This window comes from Streptomyces sp. NBC_00576, assembly GCF_036345175.1.
Taxonomy (GTDB): Bacteria; Actinomycetota; Actinomycetes; order Streptomycetales; family Streptomycetaceae; genus Streptomyces.
On record NZ_CP107780.1, the window covers coordinates 3,541,477 to 3,565,524 of the forward strand.

The following is a 24,048-nucleotide window of genomic DNA, read 5'->3' on the forward strand; positions in this document are numbered from 1 at the left end:
GTGCGTGTACGCGACCGGTTTTCCGGGATGTTTGCCTTGTGGAGGGCCGTACGGGCCCGCCACCTGTGAGGTTTCTGTCAGTTCCCGCCGGAGGAGCCGAGGACGAGGGAGATCGTCTGTTCCCTGCCGCCGCGCACCAGGGACAGCTCCAGTCGGTCGCCGGGACGGTGGGCGCGGATCTTGACGATCAGTTCCTCGCCGGAGTGCACGCGCCGGCCGTCGACCACGGTGATGACGTCGCCGGCCTCCAGGCCCGCCCGGTCACCCGGGCCGCCCGTGGTGACCGCGGGCCTGCCGTCGTCGCCGTTCGTGCCCACGCGCGCGCCGTCGCCGGTGTAGTCCATGTCCAGGGTGACGCCGATTACGGGGTGGGTCGCCCTCCCGGTGTTGATCAGTTCCTCGGCGACACGCTTGCCTTGGTTGATGGGGATGGCGAACCCGAGCCCGATCGAACCGGCCTGCGTGCCGTCCAGTCCCGAGCCGCTGTCGGCGGAACGGATCGCGGAGTTGATCCCGACGACCCTGGCCCGGGCGTCGAGCAGCGGCCCGCCGGAGTTGCCCGGGTTGATGGACGCGTCGGTCTGGAGCGCGTCGACATACGAGACGTCGCTCCCGTCGCCGCTTCCGCCCCCGGCGGTGATGGGCCGTTCCTTGGCGCTGATGATGCCGGAGGTGACGGTGTTGGCGAGGTCGAAGGGGGCTCCGATGGCGACGACGGGGTCGCCGACCGCCACGTTGTCGGAGTTCCCGAGGACCACGGGACGCAGCCCGTCGACTCCGCTCACCTTGACGACGGCGAGGTCGTATCCGCTGTCCCGTCCGACGACCTCGGCCTGGGCTGTCTCGCCGCCGCTGAACGTCACGGTTATCCCGCCGCCGGCGCCGGCGGGCTCGACGACGTGGTTGTTGGTGAGGATGTGTCCCCGGCCGTCGAGCACGAACCCGGTGCCGGTGCCCTCCGCGCCCGCCCCGCGCACATGCAGCGTCACCACACTGGGCAGCGCACGCGCGGCGATCCCGGCCACGCTGTCCGGAGCCCGCCCGACGGACTCGTCCCGCTCGGCCTGCGGCAGCTGAATACGGTCGCCGTCCCCCTGATGACGCTCCAGATACGACCCGGCCGCCCCACCGATGCCCCCGGAGAGCAGCGCGAGCAACACGGCCCCGACTGCCAACCCACGCTTGCGCGCCCCCGGCCGGCCGCCGACGGGGCCGGCTCCGTTCTGTTGGAGGGGGGCGGAGGGTGCCCAGGGGTCGTAGCGGTGCCAGGGGTCGTCAGCGGGCGCCTGCGGCTCCGGCACGGCCGTACCGTGCGCCGGGGTCATCGCGGGGTGCTGAACCGGCGGAGCGGGCGCCCAGGGGCCGGGATGGCCGTAGGGCGGGGTGCCGTAGGGATCGGGGTCGTGCGGAGACTGAGTGCCTGCCTCGACAGCGGGCACCGCGTCAGCCGTGTCGGCCACCCCTGCAGGCAGTACAGGCGGCGGCAGCTCGAAGTCACCCTCGTCACCGGCGGCGGCCGGGCTCGCCCCTGACACTCCCTCACCAAAAGCCGGAGCGGAGGCCGAAGCCTCCTGAGCATCCTGGCCGGAAATCGGCGCCTCCTGGACGGGCGCCGATTCCTCCCGGGGCCGACTCCACCAGTTGGCCTTCGCGGGCTTCCCCTCGTTCATGCTCTCCCCACACCTGGCCCGCCGTTGTGCGGCCCGCACCTCGGATTCAACCAGGTTCGCGGGGTCAGCGGACCGTGTCCGAGGTGGACGGGGACGGTGCGGGGGACGAGTCGGGCGCCGGTGCCATCAGCAGACCCTGGACCGCCACCTCGGGCGCCGAAGACCAGGAGCTCAGGGAGACCTGCGGGACCGCCAGCGGGCGTATGAGCGGGGACAGCACCGCGGCGGCGGCCACGACCGGCGTGGTCAGCGGATGCATGGCCTCGCGCTCCCGGCCCCCGGTGGGCGGCGCCGGGATGCCCGGCAGCAGCGGCGCGGACGCCTCTGTCGACGACAAGGGTGTCTGTCCGAACGTCCCCTGCCCCAGTCCCTGCGAGAACAGCGGACCGCCCGATCGGCGCCGCTGGCTGTCAGGAGCCGTCGAGGTCCCACCGCCCTGCGGACGCATCGGCGTCACATTGCTGCCCCCGGAGGTGCCCCGGGCGTCGGTCGTGTCGCCGGGAACGCCCGTCGACACCCCGCCCAGCGCGATCGCGGCCAGCGACACCGCACCGGCGGCGGCGAACGCGAACCGCAGGCCGCGCGAGGACGACCGGTCGGCATCGTGACGACCGACGTCGTGGATACGGAATCCCCGGCCCGGAGCGGACGGGAGCACGGAGGTGTGCGGACGGGCGGGAACGTACCCGAACCCTTCCCCCCTCATCCCGAAGACTCCTGAACCGACTCCTGAGCCGACTCCTGGACCCCCGGGGAATCCGGAGAGCCCGTCGGCGAATCCTCCCCCGCCCAGCGGTGAGCCGCCGGAGTCGGAATCACCTCCTCCGGGAAGGCCCTGCAGACGGGCCAGAAAGCTCTCGGAGGGCGGTGGCGGGGCCATTTCCGCGAAGACGTTCTTCAGACGGCGCTGTGCATCGGCCTCCGCCTTGCACTTCGCGCAGGTGGCCAGGTGCGCCAGGACGCGCTCACGCGTCTCATGACCGAGTTCTCCGTCCACCAGGGCGGAGAGGCGGTCTCCCAGATGCTGCTCTGCGAGGCGACGCTCGGCAGAGTACTGCCGTGATCCACTCACGCGGTCGCGCCCCCTCCTCCCAGCGCGGCCACCTGTGGCACCGCGAAGCGGCGCTCGGCACGGGCCTCCGGAGAGCGGTGCGCGAGGGCCTTGCGGAGCTGGGAGCGGCCCCGGTGGATACGGGAGCGGACGGTGCCGAGCTTCACGCCGAGAGTCGCGGCGATCTCCTCGTACGACAGTCCCTCGATGTCGCACAGGACGACGGCGGCGCGGAACTCGGGCGCGAGCGTGTCCAGCGCCTGCTGGACGTCCGCGTCGAAGTGCGCGTCGTTGAAGACCTGTTGCGGGGAGGGCTCACGGCTGGGCAGACGCTCGGCCGCGTCGTCGCCGAGGGCGTCGAAGCGGATGCGCTGCTTGCGGCGGACCATGTCCAGGAAGAGGTTGGTGGTGATGCGGTGCAGCCAGCCCTCGAAGGTGCCGGGCGTGTACGTCGACAGCGAGCGGAAGACGCGGACGAAGACCTCCTGTGTGAGGTCCTCGGCGTCGTGCTGGTTGCCCGTCAGGCGGTATGCCAGGCGGTAGACGCGGCCGCTGTGCGTGCTGACGATCTCCTCCCACGTGGGCGGAGTCCACGCCTGCCCGTCCGCGTCGGTGGTGAAGGTCGCGGTCTGGGCTCGGTCAGCGGCGTGGCTGGGGTCAGCAGCAGTCTTGTTCACGGATTTCGGCCTGCCCGCTGATCCAAGAAGGCGCCGGAGCGCTCCTCCTCGATCCACAGGCGCAGCCGCACCTCCCCTGTCGGCTCTGGTGGTGTCCAGTGGAGCCCCTACCATAGCCACCTCGCCCGTTAGCTCCGGATAAGCGGTTTTCGGAGAAATTGATGGGCGCTGATCCGGCTCGTTCGGCCGTGTCAGCACCTGCACCGCGTTTCCTGCGCTCTCGGTGTGCCGGTCCATCCGCTCATCCCCCTTAGTCCTTATCCTGTCTGCCCCACCTCGTCCCGCACCCCTCTAAACGCCCGGTCCCATCAGCAGGTTCCCGGCCGCAACGGATACAGTCACGCCCAGGCAACTGCGGGGACAGGAGAGGGTCATTACCGGCAACCGGCAGACGAGCTGGGCGTTCGCCGACGCCTTTGTCGCCGAGGACGAAGCACTGCGCTGGGCCCGTGACCGGGCCCGCGAGGCGGGGCTGCGCTCGGTCGCGCCCAGCACGGGCGCCGCGCTACGGCTGCTGGCCGCCTCCGTGGACGCGAAGTCGGTGGCGGAGATCGGGACCGGGACGGGCGTCTCGGGCATGTACCTCCTGCAGGGCATGCGCGCGGACGGGGTCCTGACGACGGTCGACCCCGAGCCGGATCACCAGCAGTTCGCCCGCCAGGCCTTCCGCGCGTCCGGCTTCGCCAGCAACCGCGCCCGCTTCATCCCGGGCCGCGCCCTGGACGTGCTGCCCCGGCTCGCGGACGCCGGCTACGACCTCGTCTTCTGCGACGGCGACCGGCTGGAGAGCCTGGACTACCTAGCTGAATCGTTGCGTCTGCTCCGTACGGGTGGCCTGGTGGTTTTCGAGGGCGTCTTCGCCAACGGCAGGACGGTCGATTCGGGTCCCCAGCCCACCGAGGTCATACGGCTGCGGGAGTTGCTACGCGCGGTGCGCGAGAGCCAGGAACTGGTGTCGTCCCTGGTGCCCGTGGGTGACGGACTGCTGTGCGCGGTCAAGCGCTGAGCCCTTTGGGTCTCGTGGTTCACGTACTGGCTCACGGACGGCAAAACAGTGCCCCGGCACCGTAGGTTCACGATGCCGGGGCAGCTGAAAGGGTATGGACGCGTCCGCGCGTCAGCCGACGACCTTCTTGAGGGCATCGCCCAGGGCGTCAGCCTCGTCAGGGGTCAGCTCGACGACGAGCCGACCGCCGCCTTCGAGCGGAACGCGCATGACGATGCCCCGCCCCTCCTTTGTCACCTCGAGCGGGCCATCGCCCGTCCGCGGCTTCATGGCCGCCATGCTCGTTCCCCTTCCTGAAACCAGCTCATCGTCGCCGACGGCCCCTTAGGAGGGCACGCGCATCCCCTCATGGGACGCACGTCACCGGCATCGAACACATTGCTTCCAGGCCATTATCCCGCATCTCAGGACCCTATGACCAACATCAGTCGGCATCGCTTGGGCAACGCGCGCGAGCAAAACCACTCAATTCGGCGATGTGGCTGCGATACTTCGCCGCCGCGCCGACTCGTACCGACCACGGCCGAACCGAAATTCTTTGACGCAGGTCACATGACCGACCCTCTCCTCGGCTCGTGATCTCCGCCATGCTGTCATGGGACGAGGACTTACTGATCAGTACCTACGACGACGCAGCCGCGACACCGGAGGGGACCCCCATGGCCGACACCGTGCTCTACGAGGTGCACGACGGGCTGGCGACGATCACGCTGAACCGCCCCGAGGCGATGAACGCGCTGAGCATCGCGACCAAGGTCGCACTCCGGGAGGCGGTCCAGTCGGCGGCCACCGACGACGCCGTACGGGCGGTGCTGCTGACCGCCGCTGGTGACCGGGCGTTCTGCGTGGGCCAGGACCTCAAGGAGCACATCGGGCTGCTGGCCGCCGACCGCGAGGCCGGCACGGGCCAGACCATGACGACGGTCCGCGAGCACTACAACCCCATCGTGCGGGCGCTGACGGGCATGCCCAAGCCGGTGGTGGCGGGCGTGAACGGCGTCGCGGCCGGGGCCGGCTTCGGCTTCGCGCTCGCCGCGGACTACCGGGTCGTCGCGGACACGGCCGCCTTCAACACGTCCTTCGCGGGCGTGGCGCTGACCGCCGACTCGGGCGTCTCCTGGACGCTCCCGCGCGTGGTCGGCCCCGGCCGCGCCGCCGACCTGCTCCTGTTCCCGCGCAGCATCAAGGCGCAGGAGGCGTACGAACTGGGCATCGCGAACCGGGTCGTCCCGGCGGCGGAGCTGCGGGCCGAGGCCGAGAAGACGGCACGGGCCCTGGCAGCCGGCCCCACGGTGGCGTACGCGGCCCTCAAGGAGGCCATGGCGTACGGGTTCACCCACTCCCTGGAGGAGACCCTGGAGAAGGAGGACGAACTCCAGGCACGGGCGGGCGCGTCGGAGGATCACGGGATCGCGGTGCAGGCGTTCGTCAACAAGGAGAAGCCGAAGTACTTGGGTCGTTAGTTCGGGGGGCGGAGCGCCGTCGGAAGCCCCCTTACGGGGTGCTTCTCGCCACGCACGTCTCCAGGTGGTCGTCCACCAACCCGCACGCCTGCATCAGTGCGTACGCGGTCGTCGGGCCCACGAAGCGCAGGCCCCGCTTCTTCAGGGCCTTCGACAGGGCCGTCGACTCCGGGGTGATCGCGGGGACGTCGGACAGGGTCCTGGGGACCGGCCGGGTCGCGGCATCGGGGGCGTGGGACCAGATCTGTTCGTCCAGCTCACCCGGGGCCCACTCGGCCAGCACGCGCGCGTTGGCGATCGTCGCGTCGACCTTCGCGCGGTTGCGGATGATGCCGGCGTCGGCGAGGAGCCGTTCGCGGTCGGCGTCCGTGAAGACCGCTACGGACGAGATCTTGAAATCGGCGAAGGCGGTACGGAAGCCCGGCCGGCGGCGCAGGATGGTGATCCAGGAGAGGCCGGACTGGAAGGCCTCCAGGGAGAGCCGTTCGAAGAGGGCGTCGTCGCCGTGGACGGGGCGGCCCCACTCCTCGTCGTGGTACGTCACGTAGTCCTCCGTGGACAGCGCCCAGGGGCAGCGCAGAGCGCCGTCGGGGCCGGCCAGGGTCACGCCTTCGTCGCTCACTGCTCGTTCCCCTCGACCGACTTGTCCATGCTGACCCGCGGCGCGGCCTGGGCGCCGGCCAGCGCGGACTCCAGGTCGGCGATCCGGGCGTCGCGCTCGGCGAGTTCGGCACCGAGGCGGGTGAGCGCGTCGTCGACGTCCGACATGCGGTAGCCGCGGGCGGCGACCGGGAAGCGGAGGGACTCGACATCGCCGCGGCCGACCGGACGGTCGAGCGGCAGGGGGTCCTGGAGCCGCTCGGGCGCGACCTCGGGCAGGACGGCGCTCTCGCCGCCGCCGACCACGGCCAGCGTCACCGCGGCGACCACGACGGCGAGCGCGACGACCAGGAACAAGAACATCAACATCGCTGGGTCCCCACGGGATTCGGATGGATCGGGTTGATCAGGTGGATCGGGTTCGTTCGGCTTGATCGGGTTGATCAAAGTGCCTGTGCCGAATGCGGCAGGGTCCGATCGTGCCATGCGAGTCTGGCAGTTATGGTCGCAGGCGGCCGAATACAGGGTTGATTGCCGGGCCGGGCACAGGAACGTGCTGGAAACGTACTAGGAGGGGTCACAGGCGATGCTCAGACTGGGCAGGCGTGAATTCGGCGCGCACGAGCCGGTGATCATGGCGATCGTGAACCGGACCCCGGACTCCTTCTACGACCAGGGAGCCACCTTCCGCGACGAGCCTGCGCTCGCGCGCGTGGAGCAGGCGATGTCAGAGGGTGCCGCCATCATCGACATCGGCGGGGTGAAGGCAGGGCCGGGCGAAGAGGTGACCGCGACGGAGGAGGCGCGGCGGACGGTCGGCTTCGTGGCGGAGGTGCGGCGCCGTTTCCCCGACGTGATCATCAGCGTGGACACCTGGCGGGCCGATGTGGGCGAGGCCGTGTGCGAGGCCGGTGCGGATCTGCTGAACGACGCGTGGGGCGGCGTCGATCCGCGGCTCGCGGAGGTCGCGGGGCGGTACGGAGTGGGGTTGGTGTGCACGCACGCGGGCGGTGCGGAGCCTCGGACGCGGCCGCACCGGGTGGCGTACGAGGACGTCATGGCCGACATCCTGCGGGTGACCGTCGGGCTGGCCGAACGGGCGGTCGCGCTGGGGGTGCCGCGGGAGTCGGTGATGATCGATCCCGGGCACGACTTCGGGAAGAACACGCGGCACAGTCTGGAGGCGACGCGGCGGCTGGGGGAGATGGTGGAGACGGGGTGGCCGGTGCTGGTGTCCCTGTCCAACAAGGACTTCGTGGGCGAGACGCTGGACCGGCCGTTGAAGGAACGGCTGGTGGGCACGCTGGCGACGACGGCGGTGTCGATGTGGCTGGGGGCGCGGGTGTACCGCGTCCACGAGGTCGCGGAGACGCGGCAGGTACTGGACATGGTGACGTCGATCGCGGGCCACCGTCCCCCGGCGGTGGCGCGGCGGGGGTTGGCGTAGGGGGGTCTTCGCCCCCGCCGCCCCTACCCGTCCCATCCTTCTGGGACTCCGCCCCGGACCCCGCTCCTCAAACGCCGGAGGGGCTGGATATTCAGCCTGTCCGGCGTTTGAGAACAAGGCCCCTTCAGGGCCGGAGCGGGGGTTCGGGGGCGGCGCCCCCGAGACACCGCCGCTCAAGCCCAGCGCTCAGCGCCCCGCCTCCTTCGACACCAGCGCCACCGCCTCGTCGACGTCGTCCGTGACGTGGAAGAGCATCAGGTCCTTCTCCGATGCCTTGCCCTGGGCGATCAGCGTGTTCCTCAGCCAGTCGATCAGGCCGCCCCAGTACTCGCTCCCGAAGAGCACGATCGGGAAGCGTGTGACCTTCTGCGTCTGGACCAGGGTCAGCGCCTCGAAGAGTTCGTCGAGGGTGCCCAGGCCTCCGGGCAGGACCACGAAGCCCTGCGCGTACTTCACGAACATCATCTTGCGGACGAAGAAGTAGCGGAAGTTCAGGCCGATGTCGACGTAGGGGTTGAGCCCCTGCTCGAAGGGGAGCTCGATGCCCAGCCCCACCGAGACGCCCTTCGCCTCGCACGCGCCCTTGTTGGCCGCCTCCATCGCCCCCGGACCGCCGCCCGTGATCACCGCGAACCCGGCCTCCACCAGGCCTCGGCCGAGACGGACGCCCGCCTCGTACTCCGGGGAGCCCGCCGGCGTACGCGCCGAGCCGAACACGCTGATCGCGGGCGGGAGTTCCGCCAGGGTGCCGAAGCCCTCGATGAACTCCGACTGGATGCGCAGTACCCGCCACGGGTCCGTGTGGACCCAGTCGGAGGGGCCGCCCGCGTCGAGGAGACGCTGGTCGGTGGTGCTCGCCTGGACCTGATCGCGCCTGCGCAGCACCGGTCCGAGCCGCTGCTCCTCCGGCGGTTGCTTCTTGCCCTCGGGGTTGCCGGTAGCCATGGCCGCTCCCTTCCTCCACCTACTGTCGTTCCACCTCAGCGTAGATCTCCGCCGGTTACGGACGGGGGACGTGAGCATGTCCGCCATGAAGCGCCGCCTCCCGGCAACTTCGGACCCCCTGCCGGGTCATGACGTCAGCCAGGCCCGCAGTCGTTCCTCGCCCGCCAGAATCTTTGCGGTTTCTACCCGTTCGTCCCGCTTGTGCGCCAAGTGCGGGTTTCCCGGGCCGTAGTTGACCGCGGGGATGCCGAGCGCGCTGAAGCGGGACACGTCCGTCCAGCCGTACTTGGGCTGCGGAGTGCCGCCGACCGCCTCGATGAAGGCCGCCGCCGCGGGGTGCGAGAGGCCGGGGAGGGCGGCGCCGCTGTGGTCGTCGACGACGAACTCCGTGACTCCGCAGTCCGCGAACACCTCCCGTACGTGCGCGAGGGCCTCCGCTTCCGAACGGTCGGGCGCGTAACGGAAGTTGACCGTCACCACACACTCGTCGGGGATGACGTTGCCCGCCACTCCACCCCCGATGCCGACCGCGTTCAGCCCCTCCCGGTACTCCAGTCCGTCGATCACCGGGTAACGCGGCTTGTACGAGGCCAGTTTCGCCAGGATCGGGGCCGCCGCGTGGATCGCGTTGGAGCCCATCCAGCTGCGCGCCGAGTGGGCCCGCTCCCCCGCCGTCTTCAGCAGCACCCTCAGCGTGCCCTGACAGCCGCCCTCCACCTGGCCGTCGGACGGCTCAAGCAGCACCGCGAAGTCGCCCGCCAGCCAATCCGGGTGCGCCTCGGCCACATGCCTGAGGCCGTTCAGCTCGGCCGCGACCTCTTCCTGGTCGTAGAAGATGAATGTCAGGTCCCTGTTCGGTGCCGTCACCGTGGCCGCGATCCGCAGCTGCACCGCGACCCCCGACTTCATGTCGCATGTGCCGCAGCCCCACAGGACCCCGTCCTCGTCCAGCCGCGAGGGGACGTTGTCGGCGATCGGGACCGTGTCGATGTGGCCGGCCAGGATCACGCGTTCCGCGCGGCCCAGGTTCGTCCGGGCGACGACGTTGTTCCCGTACCGCTCGACCACGAGGTGCGGAAGGGCACGCAGGGCGGTCTCGATCGCGTCCGCGAGCGGCTTCTCGCTGCCGCTCTCCGAGGGAAAGTCGACGAGCCACGCGGTCAGAAGGGCGGCGTCCAACGAGAGGTCAAGCGGGGTATCGGCCATGCCGACGACCCTAACGCGCCGCCCCACCGCACATCATTCCGCTGCCCCGCAAACCACTTCACACCACCCCTTCACCTCCTTCCGGCCACCCCCTCACCCGCCACTGAAGCCGCACTCCCTACTCTCCAGTACCTTGTACGAATGCCGGAGTCGTCTGCCACCTACACGCGTCGCGGCCGCCCCCTCCGCCGTGGGGCGTCCTTCCTGGTCCTGCTCGCCGTCGCGGGCTATCTCGCGGTGCAGTACGTCACTGGCGGCACCGGGAAACCCGCCTGCGAGGTCGTCTCGGCCGACGGCGACGGAGCCGCGTACGAGTTCACCCCCGAGCAGGCGGTCAACGCGGCGACGATCACCGCGGTCGGTACCGCGCGTGGGCTGCCCGAACGTGCCGTCGCCATCGCGCTGGCGACCGCCCTCCAGGAGTCGGGGCTGCGCAACATCACCCATGGCGACCGGGATTCACTGGGCCTGTTCCAGCAACGCCCCTCACAGGGCTGGGGAACGGCGAAGGAGATCCAGGACCCGACCTACTCGGCGGGCGAGTTCTACGACCATCTCGTCAAGGTCTCCGACTACTCACGCCTCCCCCTCACCGTGGCCGCGCAGCGCGTCCAGCGCAGCGGCTATCCGCAGGCATACGCGAAGCACGAGCCGGACGCCGTGCTGCTGGCGGCGGCCCTGACCGGGCGCGCGGCGGCCACCCTGACCTGCGAGGGCCGCCCGAGCGACACCCCGACCGGCGGTCCGGAGGCCGTACGGGCGGCGCTCGTACGGGACTTCGGCCGCGATGTGCTCGCCGTGGCCGGTGCGGAGGTGGGCCGCAAGGCAGCCGCCCCCTCGCCCTCCCCCACCACGACGACGGCCGCCGAGGGGCGGACCGTGACGATTCCCGTGCCCTCGGGCACCGGCAAGGCCGCCGGGTCGACGGTCCGGCAGCACGGCTGGCAGCTGGCGCACTGGGCGGTGGCCAACGCCTCCGCGCTGCACATCGAGAACGTCTCGTACGCGGGGCGGCGATGGACGGCCGGTAACACCGACAGCCAGTGGCGCCCGGTCGGCACGGAGAACGGCCCGGTCAAGGGCACAGGTGAGGGCACGGACGTGGTCCGTATCGTCACCGCGCAGTAGTACGAACAGGAGTACGGGACGTCACTCGCGAGGGTTACTCCTGGCGGGTCCCGGTGTAAGTCTGCGCGGGTTTTCGCCGAGTCACTCCCACATCCGCGCACTGTCCGCCAGAACCCTTGCGAACAAAGGGCTGCAACCCGTCACAAGGATTCACCCGACTTTCGGACCGGGTGCCCTTTGCCCGTTTTTATCCGCAGCCGATAATGCGACGCATTGCCAATTCTTTACATTGCGGCGCCGCAACCTTCAGGGGGCTTCGAGCGGTAGTCACTGCGTCCGAGTCCGGACGATCAACAGTCAACCGACACTCAGGAGCATCATGTCCCTCCCCCTGACCCGCCGGATCGCCCGTGCAGCGCTGCTCGTAGCGGCGGGAGCGGCAGCCGGGGTCGGTGCGGCCGGCGCCGCCAGCGCGGCCCCCGCAGGTCTGCCGGCCACCCCGAACCTCGGCGGCCTGACCGCCCTGGACGGGGCGAACGTGGGCAACACCGTCGATGGTGCGGCTCAGAACGTTTCCGGGCTCGCGGGCCAAACCGGTGGCGACGCGGTCAAGAAGTCCGTGCCGACAGCGGCCAAGACCGGCGGCAAGGTCGCCAAGAAGGCCACGCCCGCCGCGCAAAAGACGGCCGGCGGAGCGACGGGCGACGCCGGCGCCCTCCTCGGCGACACCGCGGAGACCGCCACGAAGGGCGGCCTGCCCACGGACGCGCTCCCCACGAAGGGCCTGCCGGGCGCCGGCCAGCTGCCCCTGCAGGGTCTGCCGCTGGGCTGACCCGAGCAGCGGTGACCAGGTGATGGCGGAGGGGCCCGGGGATCTTCCCCGGGCCCCTCCGTCGTACTGACTACAGGGTGACTACAGGCGGGCGACCGCCGCCGCCACCCGCTCGTCCGTCGCCGTCAGAGCCACGCGGACGAACGTCTCACCCGCGGTGCCGTAGAAGTCGCCCGGCGCCACCAGGATGCCCAGGTCGGCGAGGTGGGCGACGGTGTCCCAGCAGGACTCCTCGCGGGTGGCCCACAGGTAGAGACTGGCCTCGCTGTGCTCGATCCGGAAGCCGTGCCGCACCAGGGCCTCGCGCAGGGCCGTACGACGGGCCAGGTACCGTTCGCGCTGCTCGCGCACATGCGTGTCGTCGCCGAGCGCGGCCACGACCGCCGCCTGGGTGGGCGCCGAGGTCATCATGCCGCCGTGCTTGCGGATCTGCAGCAGCGGGCCGAGGACCTCAGGGTCACCGGCGAGGAAGGCGGCGCGGTAGCCGGCGAGGTTGGAGCGCTTGGAGAGGGAGTGGACGGACACGATCCCCTCGTACGAGCCGCCGCACACGTCCGGGTGGAGTACGGAGACCGGGTCGGCCTCCCAGCCCAGCTCGATGTAGCACTCGTCGGAGAAGATCAGCACACCGTGCTCGCGGGCCCAGGCGACCGTCCTGGTCAGCTCCTCCTTGCTCAGCACCCGGCCCGTGGGGTTCGAGGGCGAGTTGAGCCAGAGGAGCTTGAGGTCGGTGGGGCCCAGGTCCGTCGTCGGGTCGTCGTAGACCTCGTACTCGGCGCGGGCCAGGCGGGCGCCCACCTCGTACGTCGGGTAGGCCAGGCGCGGGTAGGCGACCTTGTCGCCAGGGCCCAGGCCCAGCTGGGTCGGGAGCCAGGCGACGAGTTCCTTGGAGCCGACGATCGGCAGGACGTGGCGGTGGGTGACGTCCCGGGCGCCGAGTCGTCGTTCGACCCAGGCGGTCAGCGCGTCGCGTAGTTCCGGCGTGCCCCAGACGGTCGGATAGCCCGGGGAGTCGGCCGCGGCGACCAGCGCTTTCTGGATCAGCTCGGGGACCGGGTCGACCGGCGTGCCGACCGACAGGTCGACGATGCCGTCCGGGTGCGCGGCAGCCGTCTTCTTGTACGGCTCCAGCTTGTCCCAGGGGAAGGTGGGGAGGCGGTCGGAGACTGCGGACACGGGATCTGGCTCACTTTCAAGTACGAAGTGCGTGCGTACATGCGTACGCCAAACGCCTCGGTCCCGTACGGCGGTCAAGATCAAGATGATCAGGCCGTACGGGACCGAGGCGGCGCAGGCTCTGCGGGCCGCCGGTCAGCCGTTCTGCGGCGGCAGCGCGGCGATGAAGGGGTGATCGCGCTCGATCAGTCCCAGCTTGCTGGCGCCGCCGGGCGAGCCGAGCTCGTCGAAGAACTCGACGTTCGCCTTGTAGTAGTCCTTCCACTCCTCCGGAGTGTCGTCCTCGTAGAAGATCGCCTCGACCGGGCAGACCGGCTCACAGGCTCCACAGTCGACGCATTCGTCCGGGTGGATGTACAAGGACCGGGAGCCCTCGTAGATGCAGTCGACCGGGCACTCCTCGATGCACGCCTTGTCCTTGACGTCGACACAAGGCTGCGCGATGACGTAGGTCACGCTGTCGTTCCTCCTCGATAGGGCGCTGGCGAGCCGTCTACAGGCTCCGCCACCTGGCGCGCGGGAGCGCGGCGTCGTCGATGCCCGCCTCTAGTATCTCCGTTCCCGGGCATGATCCATACAGGAGGGGTGAACTGACCTGTGGAAATCTCTGCGGCCGGCCGTCTCAAGGTCCGCATCACCGCTGCTGACGTGGGCAAACGTGTCTCTGTTCGACGGCTGAACGAAGAAGCTCCGGGTAGTGAGAAGTTCACCGACACGGTCGGTGTTCTCACATCATGGGACGAAGACGCCGGTGTGCTTCTGATCACACGGCGGGACGGCGAGCGCGTCCGGGTGGCGGAAGCGTCCCTGGTGGCGGGCAAGGTCGTCCCGGCGGCCCCCGCCCGCCGCCGGGGTCCCGCCGCCTCGTACGAGGAGCTGGCGCGGGTCTCCGCGCGGTCCTGGCAGCCGGTGGAGAGCGAGCGGCTGGGCGAGTGGGAGCTGCGGGCGGCCTCCGGGTTCACCCGGCGGGCCAACTCGGTGCTGCCGGTCGGAGACCCCGGCCTCCCCCTCGACGAGGCGCTGACCGTCGTACGGCGCTGGTACGGCGAGCGCGGCCTGCCCGCCTACGTCCAGACCGCCACCGGCGCCGAGGGCACGCAGGAGCTGCTGTGCGCGCAGCTGGAGGCGCGCGGGTGGACGCGTGAGGTGACGGCCGAGCTGTGGGTCGGGGGGCTGGCGCCCGTGGCCGACCTGGGCACGGACACGGCGGAGGTCGTGCTGTCCCGGGAGGCCGATGAGGCATGGCTCTCGCGGTATCAGCGCAAGGGTGTGAGCGACGTGGCACTGGCGGTGCTGGGGAGCGGGCCGTCGGTGTGGTTCGCGACCGTGCCGGGCGGTGAGGGTGAGGCTCCCGCCGCGATCGGGCGGTGTGTCGTGGACGGGCGGTGGGCCGGGTTCGGCGCGGTCGAGGTGGACCCCGGCCGGCGGCGGCAGGGGCTGGCCACTGCTGTCATGGCCGCGTTGGCCGGGCGGGCGCTGGAGGAGGGGGCGTCGGCTGCCTGGCTTCAGGTGGAGGCAGACAACTCGGGGGCGCGTGCTCTGTACGCCGCGATGGGGTTCGGAGCGCATCACTCCTACCATCACTATCGATCGGCGTGAGAGGGCACGGGCCTGGTATGCGTTTCCCTCATCCCCCTCCGTATCCGCCGGGGCCCGAACGGTCCGCCGAGCTGCGCAGGCTCTTCGCCGCCGAGGCGCGTGCCGAGCGGCCCGATCTGACGACGCTGTGTCTGCTGATGGGGGCGGTCGCGGACCGGGCGCTGGACGACGCCGGCGTCGACGCCGTGCAGATGGAACTCGACCGGCTGGCAGGGAAGTTGCCGTTCCGGCCGGGCGGGCCGCGCTCCTGGGCGACGGCTCTGCACGAACTCCTGGGCGGGCGGGAGGGGTTCCGTGGCGGCGCCGCCGACTATCAGCGACTGCAGTCGTCGCTGCTGCACGAAGTGCTGGTGCGGCGGCGGGGGTTGCCGATTCTGCTGTCCGTGGTGTGGATGGAGGTCGCGCGGCGGGCGGGAGCGCCGGTGTACGGGGTCGCGCTGCCGGGGCACTTCGTCGTGGGGTTCGGTCCGGTCGACGAGCAGGTGCTTGCCGATCCCTTCGACGGGGGGCGGGTGTTGAGCGGGAGTGACGCGGAGTTGCTGGTGGCCGGGGCTACGGGGGAGGCGTTGGATCCGTCGATGCTGGGGCCCGCGGATCCGTTGGATGTGATGTTGCGGGTGCTGAACAATGTTCGGGCGTGGGGGGCGGCGCGGCCGGAACGGTCGGAAGTGTCTTTGTGGGCGGTGGAGTTGGCGTTGCTGTTGCCGTCGCATCCGGCTCGGTTGCGGTATGAGCGGGCTCAGCTGCTGGTGCGGCGGGGGGAGTTCGTGGCGGGGGCGGCTGAGCTCGAGGGGTACGCGGAGGTGGTTTCGACGTTCGACCCGCCGTCGGCCGAGCGGATGCGGGGGCAGGCGCGAGCGGCCCGAGCGCGGCTGAACTGAGGTTGCGTTTCGGGTGCGGGTGCGCTGTGGCTGGTCGCGCCCACGCGGCGGAGCCGCAAAATAGATACAGCCCCGCGCCCCTGGGGAGTTGCCCGCAGCCCTTGTTGGTAAGTGAGCCTGCCGTCAGCTCAACGAAAAACTACAACCAGCCCTTTTCCCTCGCTATCCGCACTGCCTCTGTTCTGTTCCGTGCCGTCAGTTTTTGGATGGCCGTGGAGAGGTAGTTGCGGACCGTGCCCTGGGACAGGTGCAGAGTGGTCGCCAGTTCGGCGTTGGTCGCGCCGTCCGCTGCCGCGCGCAGGACCTCGCGTTCGCGGTCCGTCAGGGGGTTGGCGCCGTCCGCCAGCGCGGCTGCCGCCAGCGTGGGGTCGATGACGCGCTCCCCGGCCAGTACCTTGCGTACCGCTTCCGCGAGTTGGGCCGCCGGGGCGTCCTTGACCAGGAAGGCGTCCGCGCCGGACTCCATGGCGCTGCGGAGGTAGCCGGGGCGGCCGAAGGTCGTGAGGACGACCAGTTTCAGGGACGGGAACTCCCGGTGGAGCTGGGCCGCCGCCTCGATGCCCGTGGCGCCCGGCATCTCGATGTCCAGGAGGGCCACGTCCAGGTCGGCGTGGGCCCGGGCGGCCGGCAACACCTCGTCGCCGCGCGCCACTTGGACCACGACCTCGATGTCGGGTTCCAGGCCGAGCAACGCGGCCAGCGCCTCGCGGACCATCGACTGGTCCTCCGCCAACAGGACCTTGATCATGCGGGTCATGAACCGGATCCTACGTCCGCCGGAGTGGGCGACGGATTCACCGGCACCCTTGCCACCAGGCGGAAGCCGTGTTTCATGCGGCCCGCGTCCAGGGAGCCGCCCGCCTTCTCCAGGCGTTCCGCGAGGCCGGTGAGACCGTTCCCGGGGGCGCCGGCGGAGCCGTTGCCCGAGCCGTCGTCCTCGACCGACAGTTCGAGCACCGGGCCGTCCAGAGTCTGCCGGCTCAGCACCTCCACCGTGCAGCGCCGGGCCCCGCTGTGCCGTACGACGTTCGTCACGGCCTCGCGCAGCGTCCAGGCGAGGGCGGACTCCGCCTCCTCGTCGACGTCGGTCGGGGCCATGTCCGAGGGCAGCGCCGCCGTGATGCCCGCTGCCGTCAACGCGACCTGGGCGCCCGCCAGTTCACCGGCCAGCCGGGGCCGACGGTAGCCGCTCACCGCCTCGCGGACGTCCACCAGTGCCTGGCGGCTCACCTTCTCGATGTCGGCCACTTGCTGGGCCGCCTTCTCGGGGTGGGCGGGGAGCATCCGGCCCGCCAGCTCGCTCTTCAGGGTGATCAGGGAGAGGGAGTGGCCCAGCAGGTCGTGCAGGTCCCGCGCCAGGCGCAGACGTTCCTCGTTCGCCGCGAGCTGGGCGACCGTGGCCCGGGCCTCGCGCAACTCGATGGTCGTGCGGACGAGTTGTCGTACCCCCGCCATGGCGGCGCCGCCGAGCAGGGCCGGGATGAGGAGCGAGGCCAGGTAGGAGTGACCGCCGGGGACCGCCAGCGCGACCGCCGTCATCAGGGCCGACGTGGCGGCGATCGCCCAGCGGGACATCCGGACCGGCAGGGCGGCGCCGGACGCGGTGGACACGTACACGAACAGGACGAGCCACTCGCGGCCCAGGCTGAGGGCCAGGACGGTCGACTGGGCGGCGAGGACCGCCAGGGAGGCCACCACCAGGCGGGTCGTCTCGCCGCGGCCCGTACGGAAGACCAGAGCCGCGTACCAGGCCACGAAGGCCACCAGGCCCAGCCAGCCGAGGACCCGCACGCCCGTGCTGTGGCCGCCGTGGAGGAGGTCGCTGACCGGTGCGCCCAGGTAGACCAGCCAGATGCCGATCCACAGGGACTTCACCAGCCGCCGCTTGGGGGTCGTCGGGCGCTGCCCGATGCCAACGCTGCTCACGCCTTCAGCGTGTCCTTCCGGTACAGCCAGGCCGCGCCGCCCGCGAAGAGGACGAACGAGACGGCCAGGATCGCCACATCCTTCGCCTGCGGGGCGTCGCCCAGCTCTATGGACCGCCCCAGGGCAGCGTACGCGTGCGTGGGCAGCCACTTCGCGATGTCCTGCAGCCAGCCGGGGAAGGTCGTCGTCGGCATCCACAGGCCGCCGAGCATGGACAGGCCGAAGTAGACGATCATCGTGATCGGACGGACCGCGTCCCCGCTCGCCAGGTAGCCGATGGCGACCCCCAGGGCCGCGAAGACCAGGCTGCCCACCCAGATCGCCCCGGTGAGCGCCAGCCACTTCCAGGCGTCGAGGCGTACGTCCTTCACCGCCGCCGCGACGGCGAAGACGATCACGATCGACGGGAGGCTGATCACGGCCGCGCTCGCCGTCTTCGCCAGCACATAGCCCCGGCCCGGCAGCGGGGTCAGCCGCAACTGCCGTACCCAGCCGCTCTCGCGCTCCTTGGCGATGCGCTCGCTGTTGCCCATCAGGACGGCCGTCAGGGCGCCGAAGGAGGCCATGGAGACCATGAAGAAGGTCGGGAGGTTGAGAGCGGTTCCCGGCACCTTGGTGGTGCTGTCCGCGCTGCCCGCGATCAGCAGGAACAGCGCCGAGGGGTAGATCACCGAGAAGAACAGGAACTTGCGGTTGCGCAGGGCCCGGGTGATTTCGAGTCGGATGAGGTCGTTCATGCTGTGCGCGCCTCCTCGGCTGCGGCGGTGAGGGTGACGAACGCCTGTTCAAGGCCCAGGCCGGCCACTTCGAGGTTGCGCGGGTAGAGGCCGAGTCCGTACACGGCGTGGACGGTCGCGTCGGCGTCGGAGGACTGGATGCGGACGGTCTGCCCCGACACGTCGAGGGAGGTGAGGAAGGGCAGGGTCCGCAACACCGCCTCCTCTGCCAGTGCCTCCAGGTCGAAGGAGATGCGGCGCGCGCCCGCCTTCGCCTTGATCTCGGCGGCCGTGCCGTCGGCCAGCAGGCGGCCCCGGTGCAGGACGAGGACACGGTCCGCTATCGCGTCCGCCTCCTCCAGGTAGTGGGTGGCGAACAGGACCGTACGGCCCTGGTCCGCCTGCTCGCGCATGGTCGCCCAGAAGGCCTGGCGGGCGGTGACGTCCATGCCGGTCGTGGGCTCGTCCAGGACGATCAGAGCGCTGTCCCCGGCCGTGGCGAGGGCGAACCGGACGCGCTGCTCCTGACCGCCGGACAGCTTGTTGACCTTGCGGTCGGCGAGATGGGTGATGCCGGCCCGGGAGAGGACCTCCCCGACCGGGAAGGGGCGCGGGTGCAGGGCGCAGACCAGCGACACGAGCTCGCGGACAGTGACCTCGTCCATCAGGCCGCCGCTCTGCAGCATGGCGCCGACGTGTCCGCCCACGATGGCGTCCCGGGGGCTCTTGCCGAGGACGCGGACCGTGCCGCTGTCGGGCTGCTTGAGGCCGAGGAGCAGGTCCAGGGTGGTCGACTTGCCGGCGCCGTTGGGGCCGAGAAGGGCGACGGTCTCGCCTGGCCGGAGGGTGAGCGTGAGCCCGTCGACGGCCCGTACCTCGCCGTAGCTCTTGGTGACCTGGTCGAACGCGACCACGGAAGGGGTTTCCATGTGGTCCATCGTGGCCGCGGGCCCGACCCGCCCGGCAGTGCCGGTGATCCTGACTCGCGGGTGACAGATGTCATGTGCGGGAGGGATTACGAGGGTGAGTTCCCCGCGCCCTGAAGGGGCGCGGGGAACTGCGCGACCAGCCCCCACCGGAGCCGCGGCCGAGAACCCGCGTAACCGGCGGAGCCCTACGTCGGGTTGGTGTTGATGACGCCGACCCGGTTGGTCGTGCTGATCAGGGCCGGGCGCAACGCGCCGATGACGTCCTCGACGGTGACCGGGGTCTTGTTGCCGTTGCCGCGGGGGATCAGGACCTGGCTGAAGGTGGCGCCGTACAACTCCTTGAGCGCTTCCTTGTCGTACGCCTCGACGAGGGTGCCGTTGACCGGCTTCACCTGGAGGAACTTCCACAGGGAGTTCTTCGGGCTGAACTCCAGCTCCGGCGCGCCGGTGTCCACGCGGACGGTGACGTTGGCGGACATCGCCGGGGTGGCGAACTTCTTCATCATCCGGTCGACCTCAGCGTTCGAGATCGTCGGCTCCTGCGCCTTGGTGGGGACCTGGATCGGCGTGCTCGTGCCGCTCTCCACCTGGCTGCGGTAGGCGTTCTCGACCGACTCCGCGGCTGCGGCGGCGTTGATGCCCTTGCCCGCCTTGCCGTAGACGGCGACGGCCTTGCTGGACACGAATTTGATCGTGCCGTCACTCGCCGAACTGGCCCCGCCGGCCACCCGCTGGAGCGCGGCGGCCAGTTTCTCCTCGTCGACCGGCATGACGGGTTCGACGACCCGCTGCTGCCCGAAGAGCGAGCCGATCACCGACATCGGGTTGTAGTCGCTGACGGCCGCCGCCCGGACCGTGGCCTGGGTGTCGAACTGGAGCCCCGCCTGGTCCGGCTTGAGGTCGACCGTTTTGCCGTCGACGGACAGCTTCAGCGGCTGGGTCATCCGGTCGTCGAAGGCGTCGTCGAGCTTCTTGACGGCCTCGTCACGGGTGCCGCCGCCGATGTCGACGCCGAACACGGTGGTGCCCTTGGGCACGTCGGAGTGGTTCATCAGCAGCCCGGCGCCGTACGCGCCACCACCGATGACGATGACGCCGACGAACAGCAGCGTCACCTTGCTGCGGCCCTTCTTCTTCGCCTTCTTCTTGCCCTTGGGCGCGGCAGCGGCGGGCGTGTTCGGCGACACCGGCTCGGGCAGCTTCGGCGGGGTGTGCGGAAGCGGTCCGTCGGGGTGCGTGCCCGTCCCGAACGGGGAGTTCCGGTCGGTCGGGACGACGGGCATGCCGCTGGTGAGGGTGGAGCTGGAGACGTTGTCCACGGAGCCGCCGTAGCCGCCGCCCGGTTCGTGGGCGTGCTTCTGCGGGGTCAGGATCGCGGTGTCGTCGCTGAGCCCGGCGGCGAGCCGGCCGGTGCCGGACACGCCGGGGGCGACGGAGCCGTTGCCGGTGACGGGCGGGACGACCGGGCCGTCTCCGGTGACGGGACCGCCGGTCGGGCCCGCGGGGCCTCGTCCACCCGGTCCTCCGGGACCACCGGGACCGAAGCCGTTCTGGCCGTTCTGACCGCCGAAGTCACCGAAGTCGTTGGGCGCCGTGAAGTCGTTCTGGGCGGCGAAGTCGTGCTGAGGGCCGAACCCGCCGGCGTGACCGCCGAAGCCGTTCTGGCCGCCTGGGGCACCCTGCCCGTTCGGGCCGCCCTGGCCGCCCTGCCCGTTGTCCGAGAAGTACGGCAGGTCGTCGCGGCGCGGCTCACCACGGCCGTCGGGAGCCCCGGTACCGGCACCCGCGCCGGGACCACCCTGGTTACGGGGGTTGCCCGCCGACGGGTAGGAAGGCGTGCTCAGCGGTCCCGCCCCGGCCGCCAGCGCGGACACGTCGAAGGAACCGGTGCCGCCACCGTGCCCTGGCGCCACGGGACCGGCGCCTGTGGCACCGCCGAGCCCGGCACCCTTCGTACCGCCGCCGGCGGCGCGTGGGCCGCCCGCGTTGCCCGCGGCGCCCATGACGCCCAGACCCGGACGCGAAGAGCCCGTGGAACCGCCGCTGTTGGGACCGCCGGGACGTGAAGCGCCCACAGGGCCGGTGCCGTTGGAACCACCAGGACGGGGGGCCGCAGGTGCGGGGCCCGAACCGCCGGGCATACCGGCGCCGTTGCTCGCGCCGCCGCCCGGACCACCCTTGGGCGCACCGGACTTGCGCGGCGCGAACCAGTCGCTGGTCTTCTCCCCGGGCTGGCCCGGAGGTTCGGCGGACGGATCGGCGGCGCCGTTGGACGGGGGCGTGCCCGGCGTTCTGCCGTCGCCTCCCGTCTTCGGCCGCGCATGCGTTCCGGTGTCCTCGGAGGACTCGGTGTCCGCGACGGGCGTCCGGACCACGACCGGCGGAATGGGCCGGGATCCGGGGATGTTGATCCGGATCCGGGTCGTCAGCGTGGTCTCGGTCTTGGGCCCGTCCGGCTCCGCGGCCGAACGGCCCGCGTCCGGACCGCCGTCGGACGCCATGGGCGTGCCGTACGGCGGTGTCCCCGAGGGGTAGGCGGCACCTCCGCGCCCGTTGGGCCCGGAGGACGGACTGTCAGTTTCACGACTCAAGGCAGGTTCTCCCGGTTGGCTCCGCCGCCCGACGCGACCTCACGCGGGCAGCTCGGCGGCGCGCACCACCATACTGGCCACTCCTGGTGCGTATCCCACGACCGCCGGAGAAACCATCACTGGACCCCCACGCGGTTGCGGCGGCGAAGTAGTACGTCACTTGCCAAGTCGGACGTCGGAGCCGTCCGGTTGCCGCGTCTGGGCGAGGGTGGCACACATCACAGCGACAGCCATCCCGCCGAGGAGGAAGAGGTACGAGCCGACTCCCGCGGCGAACAGGAAGTCTCCCTCCGGGCGGCTGGCGGTGAGCAGGACGACGGCGACCATCCAGCCGGCCGCGGGCGCGACCGCCCCGGCGCGACTGCCGACGGCACGCGCCCCGCCGAGAAACAGCCCGGCCGCTCCGCCCAGCGCGAGCAATAGCCCGCCCGGAAACCACGCGGCCTGGAGGAGCGCGCCCGCGGCCCCCACGACGGCCCCGAGGACGAAGAACCCCAGGTAGCCCACCGCCCGCCCCGGAGAGGGCCCGACAAGCGGCTGCGCCAGCAGACTGCCACCGCCGGCCGCGCCTCCTCCAGTGCCTCTTCCAGCGCCGGTCACCGCTTTGCCACGCGCTCCGTCCGCAGGAATCTTTCCGTTCGCACTCATAGCACTCACCGCACTCATCGCACTCACCGCGCACCGCTCTCTGCGAGCCCGTCGAACAGATCCGTCTCACGTGCCGAGTCGTGTTTCCCCCGGTCCCCGCGCACCAGTTCGTAGTACTCGTCCGTGAAGAGCGGCTGGGCCTGCTGGTTGGAGAGGACGAACCAGGGCTCGGCCACCTCGATCTGCGTGGCGTGCGCGCGCATCGCGGCGGCCTTGGCGGCTGCGTACGCGGTGCCGTCGATCGCCGTGGTGATGTGCTCCTCGTCCACGACACCCGGTACGTCGTCGATCGCGCCGGCCTTGGCGAAGGGCAGGCCCGGCAGCGCCTCCTGGAGACGCGCGAAGCCCTTCTCGGCGACCGGACGGGGCACGCGGTTCCAGTAGACCTTGGGGACGCTCCAGCCGGCCTCGGCGGCCAGCTCCACGGCACGCATGGTGACGCGGTGGGCCTGGATGTGGTCGGGGTGGCCGTAGCCGCCGTCCGGGTCGTACGTCACGACGACCTGGGGGCGGACTTCGAGGATCACCTCGACGAGGTACCCGGCCGCCTCGTCGACGTCCGCCTGCCAGAAGCAGCCGGGGTCGTCGTTGTCGGCGAGCCCCATCATCCCGGAGTCACCGAAGCGGCCGACTCCCCCGAGCAGACGGTGGTCGGCGACACCGAGGGCGCGCATCGCCGCGTCCAGCTCACGCAGCCGGTACTCGCCGAGGGCGGCACCGGTGAGATGCGCGAGCTCGGGCGGAATGACCTCGCCACGCTCCCCGAGGGTGCAGGTGACCAGGGTCACGTGGGCACCCTCGGCCGCGTACCTGGCCATGGTCGCGCCGTTGTTGATCGACTCGTCGTCCGGGTGCGCGTGCACCAGAAGAAGACGCCGGTCGGGCAGTTCCGTCATGGGGTCAGCCTACGAGGCGGCGGGCTTCGGCCCGATGCCCCCTGGGCGCCCGTCACCCCTCGTCGTGATCGTTGGGGTGGTCGTCGTCGAGCACCCGGACAAGCCGACGGGCGGGACTGCGGACGAAACTGTCCGATTCCGGCTCGTCGGCCTCCGGATCCCGCCGCTCCGAATACCCGGTATCGGTGCCCTACAGGTCGAGAACGGAGCGAACGGCACGCTCGATGCGCTCCATCGTCTCGGGCGTCACCGCGCCCAGTTGCTTGGCGTTCTCGAAGCGCCGGGCGGCGTACTGGGTGATGTTCACGGGAACTGCGACCGCTTGCACCGGATCGGTGATCGGCACGGAGACCAGTGTGTCCGGGTAGGCGCCTGCTGGATGCAGGAGCAGACACACGGCTGCCTGGAACTTCGTATTCACCTCGTCGATGGAGAGCACTACGACCGTACGAGTGGCCTCGCCGACCGGAACCTCCCAGACAGAGCCTCGCTTCAACGGATGTCCCCCGCCGGATCGTCGTCACCGGTGTCGACCAGCAGAGCACCTTCAGCGTCCACAGCGGCCAGCGCCTCCCGGAGTGTCTGCTCGCGCAGGGTGCGGACCATGTAGGCGTTCAGCGAAAGCCCCGCGTCAGCCGCGGCCTTGCGCACTTCGACGTCGAGATCATCCGGTATGCGAACTGTGAATACACTCATGCCACCACTGTAGTCGTCGCACTGT

At 70.9% G+C, this 24,048-nt stretch carries 26 protein-coding genes; 7 read left to right on the forward strand and 19 right to left on the reverse strand.

The window, feature by feature from the left end; genetic code table 11:
• Nucleotides 1-77 precede the first annotated feature (77 nt).
• From OG734_RS14770 to sigE, 3 genes are all read right to left on the reverse strand, one after another.
• Nucleotides 78-1,670 carry a S1C family serine protease gene (locus OG734_RS14770; protein WP_330287953.1) on the reverse strand — a complete coding sequence of 531 codons (1,593 nt, stop codon included), beginning with the start codon at nt 1,668-1,670 and terminating at the stop codon, nt 78-80.
• A 64-nt stretch (nt 1,671-1,734) separates the two neighbouring features.
• Entirely contained in the window at nt 1,735-2,742 is a 1,008-nt protein-coding gene (locus tag OG734_RS14775; RefSeq protein WP_330287954.1) for an anti-sigma factor family protein, read from the reverse strand.
• Nucleotides 2,739-3,512: an RNA polymerase sigma factor SigE gene (sigE, locus tag OG734_RS14780; RefSeq protein WP_330287955.1), complete on the reverse strand. Its 774-nt coding sequence runs from the start codon at nt 3,510-3,512 to the stop codon at nt 2,739-2,741. The genes OG734_RS14775 and sigE overlap by 4 nt, the downstream gene beginning before the upstream one ends.
• 193 nt (nt 3,513-3,705) lie before the next feature.
• On the opposite strand from sigE, the gene OG734_RS14785 reads away from it, so the two are divergent.
• Nucleotides 3,706-4,404: an O-methyltransferase gene (locus OG734_RS14785; RefSeq protein WP_330293660.1), complete on the forward strand. Its 699-nt coding sequence runs from the start codon at nt 3,706-3,708 to the stop codon at nt 4,402-4,404.
• Between the two features lie 111 nt (nt 4,405-4,515).
• Here the strand turns inward: OG734_RS14785 and OG734_RS14790 are convergent, their stop codons facing one another.
• A complete protein-coding gene (locus OG734_RS14790) occupies nt 4,516-4,683 on the reverse strand; it encodes a DUF3117 domain-containing protein (protein ID WP_003966491.1) in 168 nt (55 codons plus the stop codon).
• A 380-nt stretch (nt 4,684-5,063) separates the two neighbouring features.
• On the opposite strand from OG734_RS14790, the gene OG734_RS14795 reads away from it, so the two are divergent.
• The gene (locus OG734_RS14795; protein ID WP_330287956.1) at nt 5,064-5,867 is read left to right on the forward strand and encodes an enoyl-CoA hydratase/isomerase family protein; all 804 of its coding nucleotides are present in this window, start codon (nt 5,064-5,066) and stop codon (nt 5,865-5,867) included.
• Between the two features lie 31 nt (nt 5,868-5,898).
• On the opposite strand, the gene OG734_RS14800 is transcribed toward OG734_RS14795, so the two are convergent.
• Both OG734_RS14800 and OG734_RS14805 read right to left on the reverse strand, forming a co-directional pair.
• On the reverse strand, nt 5,899-6,489 hold the full coding sequence (locus OG734_RS14800) for a DNA-3-methyladenine glycosylase I (protein WP_330287957.1): 591 nt from the start codon (nt 6,487-6,489) through the stop codon (nt 5,899-5,901).
• The gene (locus OG734_RS14805; protein ID WP_330287958.1) at nt 6,486-6,836 is read right to left on the reverse strand and encodes a DivIVA domain-containing protein; all 351 of its coding nucleotides are present in this window, start codon (nt 6,834-6,836) and stop codon (nt 6,486-6,488) included. The genes OG734_RS14800 and OG734_RS14805 overlap by 4 nt, the downstream gene beginning before the upstream one ends.
• 217 nt (nt 6,837-7,053) lie before the next feature.
• Between OG734_RS14805 and folP the strand changes: the two genes are divergently transcribed.
• A complete protein-coding gene (gene folP, locus OG734_RS14810; protein WP_330287959.1) occupies nt 7,054-7,914 on the forward strand; it encodes a dihydropteroate synthase in 861 nt (286 codons plus the stop codon).
• A 186-nt stretch (nt 7,915-8,100) separates the two neighbouring features.
• On the opposite strand, the gene OG734_RS14815 is transcribed toward folP, so the two are convergent.
• Together OG734_RS14815 and dapE are read right to left on the reverse strand one after the other, a co-directional pair.
• Nucleotides 8,101-8,859 (reverse strand): TIGR00730 family Rossman fold protein, encoded by a 759-nt coding sequence (locus OG734_RS14815; RefSeq protein ID WP_330287960.1) that lies wholly within the window; start codon nt 8,857-8,859, stop codon nt 8,101-8,103.
• Nucleotides 8,860-8,985: 126 nt separating this feature from the next.
• Nucleotides 8,986-10,065 (reverse strand): succinyl-diaminopimelate desuccinylase, encoded by a 1,080-nt coding sequence (dapE, locus tag OG734_RS14820; protein ID WP_330287961.1) that lies wholly within the window; start codon nt 10,063-10,065, stop codon nt 8,986-8,988.
• Between the two features lie 141 nt (nt 10,066-10,206).
• On the opposite strand from dapE, the gene OG734_RS14825 reads away from it, so the two are divergent.
• Nucleotides 10,207-11,193: a heavy metal transporter gene (locus OG734_RS14825; protein WP_330287962.1), complete on the forward strand. Its 987-nt coding sequence runs from the start codon at nt 10,207-10,209 to the stop codon at nt 11,191-11,193.
• 319 nt (nt 11,194-11,512) lie between these two features.
• Complete coding sequence (locus OG734_RS14830) at nt 11,513-11,965, forward strand: ATP-binding protein (protein ID WP_330287963.1); 453 nt, start codon at nt 11,513-11,515, stop codon at nt 11,963-11,965.
• A gap of 81 nt (nt 11,966-12,046) precedes the next feature.
• Here OG734_RS14830 and OG734_RS14835 read toward each other — a convergent pair whose 3' ends face one another.
• Both OG734_RS14835 and fdxA read right to left on the reverse strand, forming a co-directional pair.
• The gene (locus OG734_RS14835) at nt 12,047-13,141 is read right to left on the reverse strand and encodes a bifunctional succinyldiaminopimelate transaminase/glutamate-prephenate aminotransferase (protein ID WP_330287964.1); all 1,095 of its coding nucleotides are present in this window, start codon (nt 13,139-13,141) and stop codon (nt 12,047-12,049) included.
• A 135-nt stretch (nt 13,142-13,276) separates the two neighbouring features.
• The gene (gene fdxA / locus OG734_RS14840) at nt 13,277-13,597 is read right to left on the reverse strand and encodes a ferredoxin (RefSeq protein ID WP_003985062.1); all 321 of its coding nucleotides are present in this window, start codon (nt 13,595-13,597) and stop codon (nt 13,277-13,279) included.
• A 141-nt stretch (nt 13,598-13,738) separates the two neighbouring features.
• On the opposite strand from fdxA, the gene OG734_RS14845 reads away from it, so the two are divergent.
• Nucleotides 13,739-14,740, forward strand: a complete 1,002-nt coding sequence (locus tag OG734_RS14845) for a GNAT family N-acetyltransferase (RefSeq protein WP_330287965.1) — start codon at nt 13,739-13,741, stop codon at nt 14,738-14,740.
• Nucleotides 14,741-14,757: 17 nt separating this feature from the next.
• The gene (locus OG734_RS14850; protein ID WP_330287966.1) at nt 14,758-15,621 is read left to right on the forward strand and encodes a transglutaminase-like domain-containing protein; all 864 of its coding nucleotides are present in this window, start codon (nt 14,758-14,760) and stop codon (nt 15,619-15,621) included.
• 139 nt (nt 15,622-15,760) lie between these two features.
• Here the strand turns inward: OG734_RS14850 and OG734_RS14855 are convergent, their stop codons facing one another.
• The 9 genes from OG734_RS14855 to OG734_RS14895 form a co-directional block, all read right to left on the reverse strand.
• The gene (locus OG734_RS14855; protein ID WP_330287967.1) at nt 15,761-16,378 is read right to left on the reverse strand and encodes a response regulator transcription factor; all 618 of its coding nucleotides are present in this window, start codon (nt 16,376-16,378) and stop codon (nt 15,761-15,763) included.
• Nucleotides 16,375-17,547, reverse strand: a complete 1,173-nt coding sequence (locus tag OG734_RS14860) for a sensor histidine kinase (RefSeq protein WP_330287968.1) — start codon at nt 17,545-17,547, stop codon at nt 16,375-16,377. The genes OG734_RS14855 and OG734_RS14860 overlap by 4 nt, the downstream gene beginning before the upstream one ends.
• On the reverse strand, nt 17,544-18,284 hold the full coding sequence (locus OG734_RS14865; RefSeq protein ID WP_330287969.1) for an ABC transporter permease: 741 nt from the start codon (nt 18,282-18,284) through the stop codon (nt 17,544-17,546). Before OG734_RS14865 ends, OG734_RS14860 begins: the two co-directional genes overlap by 4 nt.
• Nucleotides 18,281-19,201 (reverse strand): ABC transporter ATP-binding protein, encoded by a 921-nt coding sequence (locus OG734_RS14870; protein WP_330287970.1) that lies wholly within the window; start codon nt 19,199-19,201, stop codon nt 18,281-18,283. Before OG734_RS14870 ends, OG734_RS14865 begins: the two co-directional genes overlap by 4 nt.
• 176 nt (nt 19,202-19,377) lie before the next feature.
• Complete coding sequence (locus tag OG734_RS14875) at nt 19,378-21,783, reverse strand: hypothetical protein (protein ID WP_330287971.1); 2,406 nt, start codon at nt 21,781-21,783, stop codon at nt 19,378-19,380.
• Between the two features lie 156 nt (nt 21,784-21,939).
• Nucleotides 21,940-22,431 (reverse strand): DUF6113 family protein, encoded by a 492-nt coding sequence (locus tag OG734_RS14880; protein ID WP_330287972.1) that lies wholly within the window; start codon nt 22,429-22,431, stop codon nt 21,940-21,942.
• Between the two features lie 23 nt (nt 22,432-22,454).
• Nucleotides 22,455-23,327: an N-acetyl-1-D-myo-inositol-2-amino-2-deoxy-alpha-D-glucopyranoside deacetylase gene (gene mshB, locus OG734_RS14885; protein ID WP_330287973.1), complete on the reverse strand. Its 873-nt coding sequence runs from the start codon at nt 23,325-23,327 to the stop codon at nt 22,455-22,457.
• Between the two features lie 190 nt (nt 23,328-23,517).
• Complete coding sequence (locus OG734_RS14890) at nt 23,518-23,823, reverse strand: type II toxin-antitoxin system PemK/MazF family toxin (RefSeq protein ID WP_330287974.1); 306 nt, start codon at nt 23,821-23,823, stop codon at nt 23,518-23,520.
• Nucleotides 23,820-24,023: a toxin-antitoxin system HicB family antitoxin gene (locus OG734_RS14895; protein WP_330287975.1), complete on the reverse strand. Its 204-nt coding sequence runs from the start codon at nt 24,021-24,023 to the stop codon at nt 23,820-23,822. The genes OG734_RS14890 and OG734_RS14895 overlap by 4 nt, the downstream gene beginning before the upstream one ends.
• Nucleotides 24,024-24,048: the final 25 nt, after the last annotated feature.

Bases quoted from the DNA above. Each gene is read 5' to 3' on its own strand.
- mshB (WP_330287973.1), bottom strand. From the start codon at position 23,327: ATGACGGAACTGCCCGACCGGCGTCTTCTTCTGGTGCACGCGCACCCG.
- OG734_RS14880 (WP_330287972.1), bottom strand. From the start codon at position 22,431: ATGAGTGCGAACGGAAAGATTCCTGCGGACGGAGCGCGTGGCAAAGCG.
- OG734_RS14790 (WP_003966491.1), bottom strand. From the start codon at position 4,683: ATGGCGGCCATGAAGCCGCGGACGGGCGATGGCCCGCTCGAGGTGACA.
- OG734_RS14855 (WP_330287967.1), bottom strand. From the start codon at position 16,378: ATGACCCGCATGATCAAGGTCCTGTTGGCGGAGGACCAGTCGATGGTC.
- sigE (WP_330287955.1), bottom strand. From the start codon at position 3,512: ATGGTAGGGGCTCCACTGGACACCACCAGAGCCGACAGGGGAGGTGCG.
- OG734_RS14795 (WP_330287956.1), top strand. From the start codon at position 5,064: ATGGCCGACACCGTGCTCTACGAGGTGCACGACGGGCTGGCGACGATC.
- folP (WP_330287959.1), top strand. From the start codon at position 7,054: ATGCTCAGACTGGGCAGGCGTGAATTCGGCGCGCACGAGCCGGTGATC.
- OG734_RS14815 (WP_330287960.1), bottom strand. From the start codon at position 8,859: ATGGCTACCGGCAACCCCGAGGGCAAGAAGCAACCGCCGGAGGAGCAG.
- OG734_RS14805 (WP_330287958.1), bottom strand. From the start codon at position 6,836: ATGTTGATGTTCTTGTTCCTGGTCGTCGCGCTCGCCGTCGTGGTCGCC.
- OG734_RS14870 (WP_330287970.1), bottom strand. From the start codon at position 19,201: ATGGACCACATGGAAACCCCTTCCGTGGTCGCGTTCGACCAGGTCACC.
- OG734_RS14850 (WP_330287966.1), top strand. From the start codon at position 14,758: ATGCGTTTCCCTCATCCCCCTCCGTATCCGCCGGGGCCCGAACGGTCC.
- OG734_RS14865 (WP_330287969.1), bottom strand. From the start codon at position 18,284: ATGAACGACCTCATCCGACTCGAAATCACCCGGGCCCTGCGCAACCGC.
- OG734_RS14825 (WP_330287962.1), top strand. From the start codon at position 10,207: ATGCCGGAGTCGTCTGCCACCTACACGCGTCGCGGCCGCCCCCTCCGC.
- OG734_RS14895 (WP_330287975.1), bottom strand. From the start codon at position 24,023: ATGAGTGTATTCACAGTTCGCATACCGGATGATCTCGACGTCGAAGTG.
- OG734_RS14770 (WP_330287953.1), bottom strand. From the start codon at position 1,670: ATGAACGAGGGGAAGCCCGCGAAGGCCAACTGGTGGAGTCGGCCCCGG.
- dapE (WP_330287961.1), bottom strand. From the start codon at position 10,065: ATGGCCGATACCCCGCTTGACCTCTCGTTGGACGCCGCCCTTCTGACC.
- OG734_RS14830 (WP_330287963.1), top strand. From the start codon at position 11,513: ATGTCCCTCCCCCTGACCCGCCGGATCGCCCGTGCAGCGCTGCTCGTA.